Source organism: Streptomyces griseorubiginosus, assembly GCF_001514195.1.
Classification (GTDB): domain Bacteria; phylum Actinomycetota; class Actinomycetes; order Streptomycetales; family Streptomycetaceae; genus Streptomyces; species Streptomyces griseorubiginosus.
In genome coordinates this window covers 145,370-153,691 of the sequence record NZ_KQ948734.1, presented here as the reverse complement: position 1 = coordinate 153,691, position 8,322 = coordinate 145,370, and the positions used below count along the sequence as shown (strand labels likewise).

The 8,322-nt window shown below is 72.9% G+C and carries 7 protein-coding genes; all 7 read left to right on the top strand.

From position 1 onward, the window contains the following. Positions 1-201 precede the first annotated feature (201 nt). On the top strand, positions 202-1,143 hold the full coding sequence (locus tag AQJ54_RS00745) for a M56 family metallopeptidase (protein ID WP_062232832.1): 942 nt from the start codon (positions 202-204) through the stop codon (positions 1,141-1,143). Between the two features lie 213 nt (positions 1,144-1,356). After that, positions 1,357-2,142, top strand: a complete 786-nt coding sequence (locus AQJ54_RS00740; protein ID WP_062232830.1) for a GntR family transcriptional regulator — start codon at positions 1,357-1,359, stop codon at positions 2,140-2,142. A 31-nt stretch (positions 2,143-2,173) separates the two neighbouring features. Further along, positions 2,174-2,401 (top strand): 4Fe-4S dicluster domain-containing protein, encoded by a 228-nt coding sequence (locus AQJ54_RS00735; protein WP_018568287.1) that lies wholly within the window; start codon positions 2,174-2,176, stop codon positions 2,399-2,401. Positions 2,402-2,417: 16 nt separating this feature from the next. After that, positions 2,418-3,755 (top strand): ABC transporter substrate-binding protein, encoded by a 1,338-nt coding sequence (locus AQJ54_RS00730; RefSeq protein WP_062232827.1) that lies wholly within the window; start codon positions 2,418-2,420, stop codon positions 3,753-3,755. Positions 3,756-3,799: 44 nt separating this feature from the next. Then, a complete protein-coding gene (locus AQJ54_RS00725; protein WP_062232824.1) occupies positions 3,800-4,726 on the top strand; it encodes an ABC transporter permease in 927 nt (308 codons plus the stop codon). Continuing rightward, positions 4,710-5,507, top strand: a complete 798-nt coding sequence (locus AQJ54_RS00720; RefSeq protein ID WP_062232820.1) for an ABC transporter ATP-binding protein — start codon at positions 4,710-4,712, stop codon at positions 5,505-5,507. The genes AQJ54_RS00725 and AQJ54_RS00720 overlap by 17 nt, the downstream gene beginning before the upstream one ends. Positions 5,508-5,518: 11 nt before the next feature. Further along, entirely contained in the window at positions 5,519-8,311 is a 2,793-nt protein-coding gene (locus tag AQJ54_RS00715; RefSeq protein ID WP_062232817.1) for a fumarate reductase/succinate dehydrogenase flavoprotein subunit, read from the top strand. Positions 8,312-8,322 lie beyond the last annotated feature (11 nt).

Here is an 8,322-nt window from a genome sequence, read left to right as displayed (position 1 = left end):
GCGGGGGGGCGCCGAGGTGCCGGGGGTGTCAGAAAGGTGCGTCCGGGGCGGTTGGGACTGTTCGAGTCCTGCCGCGGGAGGCCTCCTCACGGCATACTGGCCGCGGGGGGTCCGCGTGGGACGCGTCGCGACCGCCCCCGCAGCACCTCGTCACCCAGCCCCACCCTCCCCTGCCTCCGATCAGGATCCGGAGCCCGTGGCATGACACTCTGCCTGCTCCTGCTGAGCACCGTCGCCCTGGCGGCCGCCGTGCCGGTGCCGCGCGCGCTCACCCGGGCCGCCTGGCCCGAACGGGAACCGGTGGTCGGCCTGTGGGTGTGGCAGTGCCTGGTCGCCACCGTGCTGCTGTGCTGCCTCGCCGCGCTGGTCCTCGGGGCGGCCGCCGTCTTCCACACGGTCCGCGACCATGTGTTCGCCCCGGCACCGCCCGCCGTGACCGCGGCGTACGACCTCTCGGCGGCGCCGGTCTGGGCGGTCGTCTCGACGCTGCTGCTGGCGGCGGGGGCGGCCTGGACGACGGCGATGCTGGCCCGCGAGCTGGTCGAGACCCGGCGCCGCCGGGGCGCCGCGCGGGCGCAACTGCGGGAGCGGGCACCGGATCTGCCGCCGGGACTCGGGACGCTGGAGCGCGGGCCGCTGCTGGTCCTGGAGGACGAGTACCCGGACGCGTGGTGGATGCCGGGGAGCCCGCCGCAGCTGATCGTCACCACGGGGGCGCTGCACCGGCTCACCGACCATCAGCTGGACGCCGTCCTCACCCATGAGCGGGGGCACGCGCGGGCCCGCCACGACTGGCTGCTGCATCTGTCGACGGCGCTGGCCACGGGGTTCCCGCGGGTGCCGCTGTTCGCCCACTTCTGCGACCAGACGCACCGGTTGGTGGAGCTGGCGGCGGACGACACCGCGTCGCGGCGGTGCGGGCATCTGACGACGGCGCTCGCGCTGATCACGCTGAACCAGCACCGGGGGGTGCTGTCGTGTGCGTCCAGTCATCGGTTGCTGGGTGAGCGGGTGGACCGGTTGCTGGAGCCGCCGCCGAGGTTGTTGCGGCGGCAGAGGGCGCTTACGTCTGCGACGGCTGCGCTGGTGCCGTTGTTGCCGTTGCTGATCGTTTTTGGGCCTGGGTTGTCTGCGCTGGCGTAAGGGTTGTTTCGTCGGCTGCCGGCCGGTGGGGGCTTGTCGCGCAGTTCCCCGCGCCCCTGAGTGAGTGACCTCCCCCTTCGCCTTCGCCATCAGGTGGCACATCTCACCCCACAGCGGGCATCAGCGCAGCTCAGGCGGGTATCCGTCACCCCGTCAGGTGGCGCAACAAAGCGGCAACACTCCTTTTCCTACCTGCTCGGTATGGTTCCAGCCATGCCCTCCACCGACCGTATCCGGGACCACGCCGGCCAAGGAGCGACCACCGTCGCCGCCCGGGCCCGGCGCCGGCTGCGTGCGGACCAGGCGCGGCAGCTGGCCGATCTGCTGCGCCACCAGATCCTCAGCGGGGGGTTCGACAGCGGCACCCTCCCCCACGAGAGCGTCCTCGCCACCGACTACCGCGCCTCCCGCAACACGGTCCGCCAAGCCCTGGACCTGCTCCGCGCGGAAGGACTCGTCGCCCGGCACCCCGGCGTCGGCACCGTCGTCGTCGGCCAGAAGTACCCCCACGGCCTGGACCGTCTGATGGGCCTCGCGGAAACCCTCCACGAACACGGCACGGTCACCAACGAGGTCCGCACCATGGGCCCCGCCCCCGCCCCGCACCCGGTGGCCCAGCGTCTGAAGGTCGCGCCCGGCACCGACGTCCTCTACATCGAGCGGCTGCGCCGGCTGAACGGCCTGCCCCTCTCCCTCGACCTCACCTACATCCCCCTCGACATCGGGACCGCCCTGCTCGGCGCCGACCTCGAGAACACCGACGTCTTCCGGCTCCTGGAGACGATCACCGGCCAGGGCCTCGGCCACGCCGAGATCACCCTGGAGGCCGTCAACGCGGACGCCCACTCCGCCGCCGTACTGGAGGCCCCGCGCGGCGCGGCCGTCCTGATGCTGGAACGCCTCACCCACCTCGCAGACGGCCGCCCCGTCGACCTGGAGTTCATCCGCTTCCGCGGCGACCGCATCACCATGAGCGGCCAACTGCGCCGCTCCCTCTGACCTCTTTCCGAGCCGTTTCCTGGAGACAGCCATGCCCTTGGCGCCCCAGCGGGCCGATGTGCCCGTGACCATCGACGAGTCGAAGTGCATCGACGGCTGCACGCTCTGCGTGGACATGTGCCCGCTGGACTCCCTGGCGATCGACACCAGCAGCGGCAAGGCCTACATGCACGTCGACGAGTGCTGGTACTGCGGCCCGTGCGCGGCCCGCTGTCCCACTGGAGCCGTCACGGTCAACATGCCCTATCTGCTCCGGTGAGAGGTCCCGAACTCCCATGAAGATCAAACCAGTTGTCGCCACCTTCCTGCTGCTCTCACCGCTGACAGCCTGTGGCAGCGCCCAGGCCGGTGACAGCACCACGGTCACCGTCACCGTCGGCTACCAGTCCAAGACCATCAACACCGTCACCGCCGGCACCCTGCTGCGCTCCCTCGGCTACTTCGAGAAGGAACTCGACGCGCTGCACGACGGCAGGACCTACAAGGTCGACTGGCAGGACTACGCCACGGGCGCCCCCATCACCGCCCAGATGACCGCGGGGAAGATCGACATCGGCTCGATGGGCGACTTCCCGCTGCTCATCAACGCGGCCCGCGGCAAGCAGCTCGGCAAGCCGACCCACCTGGTCTCCGTCACCGGCTACAACCTCCGCGGCGGCCTCAACACCATCGTCACCGCCCCGGACTCGAAGCTCGCCTCCCTGGGGGACCTGAAGGGCAGGAAGGTCTCCACCAGCGTCGGCTCCGCCGCCGACGGCACCCTCGTACGCGCCCTCCAGCGGGCCGGCATCGACCCCGACAAGGGCATCGAGAAGCTCAACCAGCAGCCCGCCGTGGGTGCTTCGGCCCTGTCGGCGGGCAGCACCGACGCACTCTCCCAGTTCGTCGCCTGGCCCGGACTCCTCACCTACCAGGGCAAGGCGAAGGCGCTCTACGACGGTGCCGAGCTGAACCTGCCCACCTTCCACGGCGTCACCGCCCGCGAGGACTTCGCCGAGCAGCGCCCCGCGGTCCTGGAGGCGTTCCTCAAGGCCCAGGCCGAGGCCACCGACTACCTCGACGCGTACCCGGTCGCCGCCGCCGAGTCGGTCGCCAAGGCCACCGGCCTGCCCCCCGAGGTCGTCTACCTCTACAACGGCGCCCACGGCATCTCCACCTTCGACCCCGCCCTCAAGCCCCAGTTGGTCTCCGCCCTGAAGCAGGACGTCTCGGTCCTGAAGGCGGCCAAGCTCACCGGCGACATCGACGTGGACGCCTTCGTCGACGACCACTACGTCAGGAAGGCCCTCGGCTCCGGGTACGCCAAGCGCCTCGCCGCCGCCCCGGCCGCCTCCGCGAGCGAGGTCTGGCCCAGGGGCGCCACCGAGACACAGAGCTTCAAGACGCCCGTGGAACTGCTGAAGTACGTCTCCGCGCACCAGAACGGCATCCGCGCCGCCTACGTCCCGGACGCCACCACCGGCACCCTCTGGTTCGCCGACAAGGCGGTCTGGGTGGCCGACGGCGACCGGCTGCTGCCCTTCGTCGCCCCGGAGACCGCGCGAGCCTACGTCGGCGCACACGCCGGAGCCCGGACCGTCACCTACGCGCAGGCACTGGAGCAGGCGTCGTGAGCGGGCGTCCGTCGGTCAGCCGGCGTCGGGCAGGGGGCGGGCCTGTGGCTGCGGGCCGGCGTCCCTTCCCGAGGCGGCCCCTGCCGAAAGCCGGCCGGTACGCGCTCAGGGCGGCCTCGCCGGCGGCCGCCCTCGGTGTGTGGCAGCTGCTGACCAGCCTGGACATCGACCTGTGGCTGCGCTTCTCGCAGTTCCCCACGGTCGCCGACGTGGCCCGCGCCTTCGCCGAGCGGCTGTCAGGACCCGACTACTGGACCGACCTCACCGACAGCCTGACCCGCATCCTCACCGGCTTCCTCCTCGCCGCGGTGCTCGGCGTGGCCACCGGCGTGCTCGTGGCCCGCTCCCGTCTCGCCGAGGACCTGCTCGGACCGGTCCTGGAGGTGATCCGGCCGGTCCCCGCGATCGCCCTGGTCCCGGTCGCGATCCTCCTGTTCCCCTCCAACGAGCAGGGCATCGTCTTCATCACCTGCACCGCCGCCTTCTTCCCCGTCCTGGTCTCCACCCGGCACGCCGTCCGCGCGCTGACCCCGGTGTGGGAGGAGGCGGTGCTGACCATGGGCGGCGGCCGGTGGCGGATCCTCGCCTCGGTCGTCCTGCCGGGCGCCCTGCCCGGCATCTTCGGCGGCCTGTCCGTCGGCATCGGCGTCTCCTGGATCTGTGTGATCTCCGCCGAGATGATCTCCGGACAGTACGGCGTCGGCTACCGCACCTGGCAGGACTACACCGTCGTCAACTACGCGGGCGTCTTCGTCGGCATGGTCACCATCGGCGTCCTCGGCTGGCTCACCTCCACCGCCGTGGAGCTGCTGGGGCGCCGCCTGACGCGCTGGCTGCCGAGGACGTCGTACGACACCGGGGGGCGGCCCCGGAGCGCCCGCGTCGCCGTCACGGCCGTCACCGCCGGGGCCCCCGGCACCCCTGCGACCACCCCGAAGACCGAGGAGGCACGTGATGAGCACCTCGTCTGACACCACCCGCAGGCCCGCTCCCAGGGCGGCGAGCGCATCCGAGTCCGCGCACGGCACCCGCCTCACCCTGCGCGACGCCACCCTCGGCCGCCCGGACGCCCCCGTGGTCACCGGCGTCGGCCTCGACATCGCCCCCGGCGAGATCCTCACCGTCGTCGGCTCCTCCGGCTGCGGCAAGTCCACGCTGCTGCGCACCCTGGCCGGTCTCCTCCCCCTGCTGGCCGGCGAGATCACCCAGGACGGCCGCCCCCTGACCGGCCCCGGCGCCGACCGCGCCCTCGTCTTCCAGGAGGACGCCCTGCTGCCCTGGCGCACCCTGCGCGCCAACGTCGAACTCCCCCTCGCCGTCAAGGGCCTGCCCCGCGCCGAACGCCGTGCCCAGGCCGGGACCTGGCTCGACCGCGTCGGACTCGCCGACCGCGCCGGACACCTGCCGCACCGCGTCTCCGGCGGGCAGCGCCAGCGCGCCCAACTGGCCCGCGCGCTCGCCGGAGCACCCCGGGCCGTCCTCATGGACGAACCCTTCGGCGCCCTCGACGCCCAGACCCGCGCCGGCATGCAGGACCTGCTGGTCGAGGTGCTCCGGGGCACCGGCGCCACGGTCGTCTTCGTCACCCACGACGTCGACGAGGCCCTCTTCCTCGGCGACCGCGTCGCCCTCCTCGGCGGCGGCCGCCTCACCGCCGTACGCGACGTCCCCCGCCCCCGCGACCGGTCGGCGCACGACAATCCCGCGCGCCTGGCACTGCGGCGCGACGTCCTCTCCTCGCTCGGTACCTGAAAGGCCCCCCGGTGACCACCTCCTCCTCGACCACGCCCCTGGAGATCCCCGCCCTCACCGACGCCGAGGAGATCCGCTGCGACGTCCTCGTCATCGGCGGCGGCACCGCCGGCACCATGGCCGCCCTGACCGCCGCCGAGCACGGCGCGGACGTGCTCCTGTTGGAGAAGGCGCACGTCCGGCACTCGGGCGCCCTCGCCATGGGGATGGACGGCGTCAACAACGCGGTCATCCCCGGCCGCGCCGAACCCGACGACTACGTCGCCGAGATCACCCGCGCCAACGACGGCATCGTCGACCAGTCCACCGTCCGCCAGACCGCCACCCGCGGCTTCGGCATGGTGCAGCGCCTGGAGTCGTACGGCGTGAAGTTCGAGAAGGACGAACACGGCGACTACGCGGTCCGCCAGGTCCACCGCTCCGGCTCCTACGTCCTGCCGATGCCCGAGGGCAAGGACGTCAAGAAGGTCCTCTACCGGCAGCTGCGGCGGCGCGAGATGCGGGAGAGGATCCGTATCGAGAACCGGGTGATGCCGGTACGGGTGCTGACGGCTCCGGATGACGGGCGGGCCGTGGGCGCGGTCGGCTTCAACACGCGCACCGGCGCGTTCGTCACGGTCCGCGCGGGCGCGGTCGTCCTCGCCACCGGCGCCTGCGGCCGCCTGGGCCTGCCCGCCTCCGGCTACCTGTACGGCACGTACGAGAACCCGACCAACGCCGGCGACGGCTACGCCATGGCCTACCACGCGGGCGCCGAGCTCACCGGCATCGAGTGCTTCCAGATCAACCCGCTGATCAAGGACTACAACGGTCCCGCCTGCGCCTACGTCGCCAACCCCTTCGGCGGCTACCAGGTCAACCGGCACGGCGAACGCTTCGTCGACTCCGACTACTGGTCCGGCCAGATGATGGCCGAGTTCGCGGCCGAGGTCGCCTCCGACCGGGGCCCGGTGTACCTGAAGCTGAGCCACCTGCCCGAGGAGTCGATCGCGTCCCTGGAGTCGATCCTGCACTCCACCGAGCGGCCCACCCGCGGCACCTTCCACGAAGGCCGCGGCCACGACTACCGCACCCACGACATCGAGATGCACATCTCCGAGATCGGCCTGTGCGGCGGCCACTCGGCCTCCGGCGTACGGGTGGACGACCACGCCCGGACGACCGTCCCCCGCCTCTACGCCGCCGGCGACCTCGCCTGCGTCCCTCACAACTACATGATCGGCGCGTTCGTCTTCGGCGACCTCGCGGGCGCGGACGCCTCCCAGTACACGCCCTACGAGGGCGAGTTGCCGACCGACCAGCTCCGCGCGGCGCACGAACTGATCTACCGTCCGCTGCGCAATCCGGACGGCCCGCCCCAGCCCCAGGTCGAGTACAAGCTGCGCCGCTTCGTGAACGACTACGTGGCACCGCCGAAGTCCGGCGCCCGGCTGTCCCTGGCCCTGGAGCACTTCGAGCGGATGCGGGACGACATCGCCGCGATGGGCGCGCACACCCCGCACGAACTGATGCGCTGCGCCGAGGTCACCTTCATCCGCGACTGCGCGGAGATGGCCGCGCGCGCCTCCCTGGCCCGCACGGAGTCCCGCTGGGGCCTCTACCACGACCGCCTCGACCACCCCCGGCGCGACGACGACTCCTGGTTCCACCACCTCGACCTGCACAAGTCCCCCTCCGGCGCGATGGAGTTCACGGCCCGTCCGGTGGCCCCCTACCTGGTCCCGATCGACGAGTTCACCCCGGTCGGCGGCCCCTCCCGGCACCTCGGCGAGGTGCACCCGGAGCAGGTGGCCACGGCGGGGGGCCGGGATCGGGCGCCGGTGGCCGTGGAGACCGGGGTGGCGGTGGCGGTGGAAGCCGCTGTGGAGGTGGAGGCAGGAGCCGCGGTAAAGGTGGAGGCAGGAGCGGTGAACTCCCCCACCCGCCTCCTCGAACTCGTGGCCCTCGCCGAGGAACAGCCCGAACTCGACGCACTGCGGCCCTACTTGACCGACCCGGCGCCCGCCGTCCGGCGCGAGGCCGTCGCCGTGCTGACCGAGACGCTGCCGCCGGGCACCGGCCCCGCCCTCGCCGAGGCACTGCGCGACCCCGCCTCCGAGGTCCGCGCCGCCGCGGCCGCGTCCCTGCGCGAACTCGTCGAGACGCTCCCGCCCGAACCCGCCCTGCGCGACGGCCTCGCCGCCGCTCTGACCGAACCGGACCCCGTGGTCCGCACCGCCGCCCTCGATGTGCTGCGCGCCCTGCGCCTCGGTGACACGGAACTCTTCACCGGGGCCCTGACCGACGCGGACATCCCCGTCCGCATCGAGGCCGTCCGTGCCCTGGTCTCGGTGGACGCGGCGACGGAACTGGCCCGCGCCGCCACCGCCGACCCGTCCCGCGAGGTCCGGGTGACGTTCGCCAAGGCACTGGCGACGGTGTGGGCCCAACGCCCGCTGGACGCCGTCCTGGACGCCCTGACCCGGCTCACCGAGGACGCCGACGCGCTGGTCCAGGGGGCCGCCTTTGGAGCGCTGGGCACGACCGGCTGCCCGCCGGCGCTCGCCGCCCGTGCCGTGACCGCCCTGTCGGCCGCCGCCTGGCAGGTCCGCTCGGGTGCCGCGACGGCCCTTTCCGCCGCCGACCCGGAGGTGGCGGTCCCGGCCCTCGCCAAGGCCCTCGCCGACCCCAACGCGGACGTCCGCAAGGCCGCCGTCCTGGCCCTGACCCGCCACTCGGCCACCGAGGACGCCCGCGCGGCCCTGGCCACGGCGACGACGGACCCGGACGCGGACGTCAGGGCGTATGCGGCGCGCGCCTTGTGACGGGAGGTGAG

What these genes read in the sequence shown, in the direction of transcription:
- AQJ54_RS00745 (WP_062232832.1), top strand. Translation starts at nt 202, where the DNA reads ATGACACTCTGCCTGCTCCTGCTGAGCACCGTCGCCCTGGCGGCCGCC.
- AQJ54_RS00740 (WP_062232830.1), top strand. Translation starts at nt 1,357, where the DNA reads ATGCCCTCCACCGACCGTATCCGGGACCACGCCGGCCAAGGAGCGACC.
- AQJ54_RS00735 (WP_018568287.1), top strand. Translation starts at nt 2,174, where the DNA reads ATGCCCTTGGCGCCCCAGCGGGCCGATGTGCCCGTGACCATCGACGAG.
- AQJ54_RS00730 (WP_062232827.1), top strand. Translation starts at nt 2,418, where the DNA reads ATGAAGATCAAACCAGTTGTCGCCACCTTCCTGCTGCTCTCACCGCTG.
- AQJ54_RS00720 (WP_062232820.1), top strand. Translation starts at nt 4,710, where the DNA reads ATGAGCACCTCGTCTGACACCACCCGCAGGCCCGCTCCCAGGGCGGCG.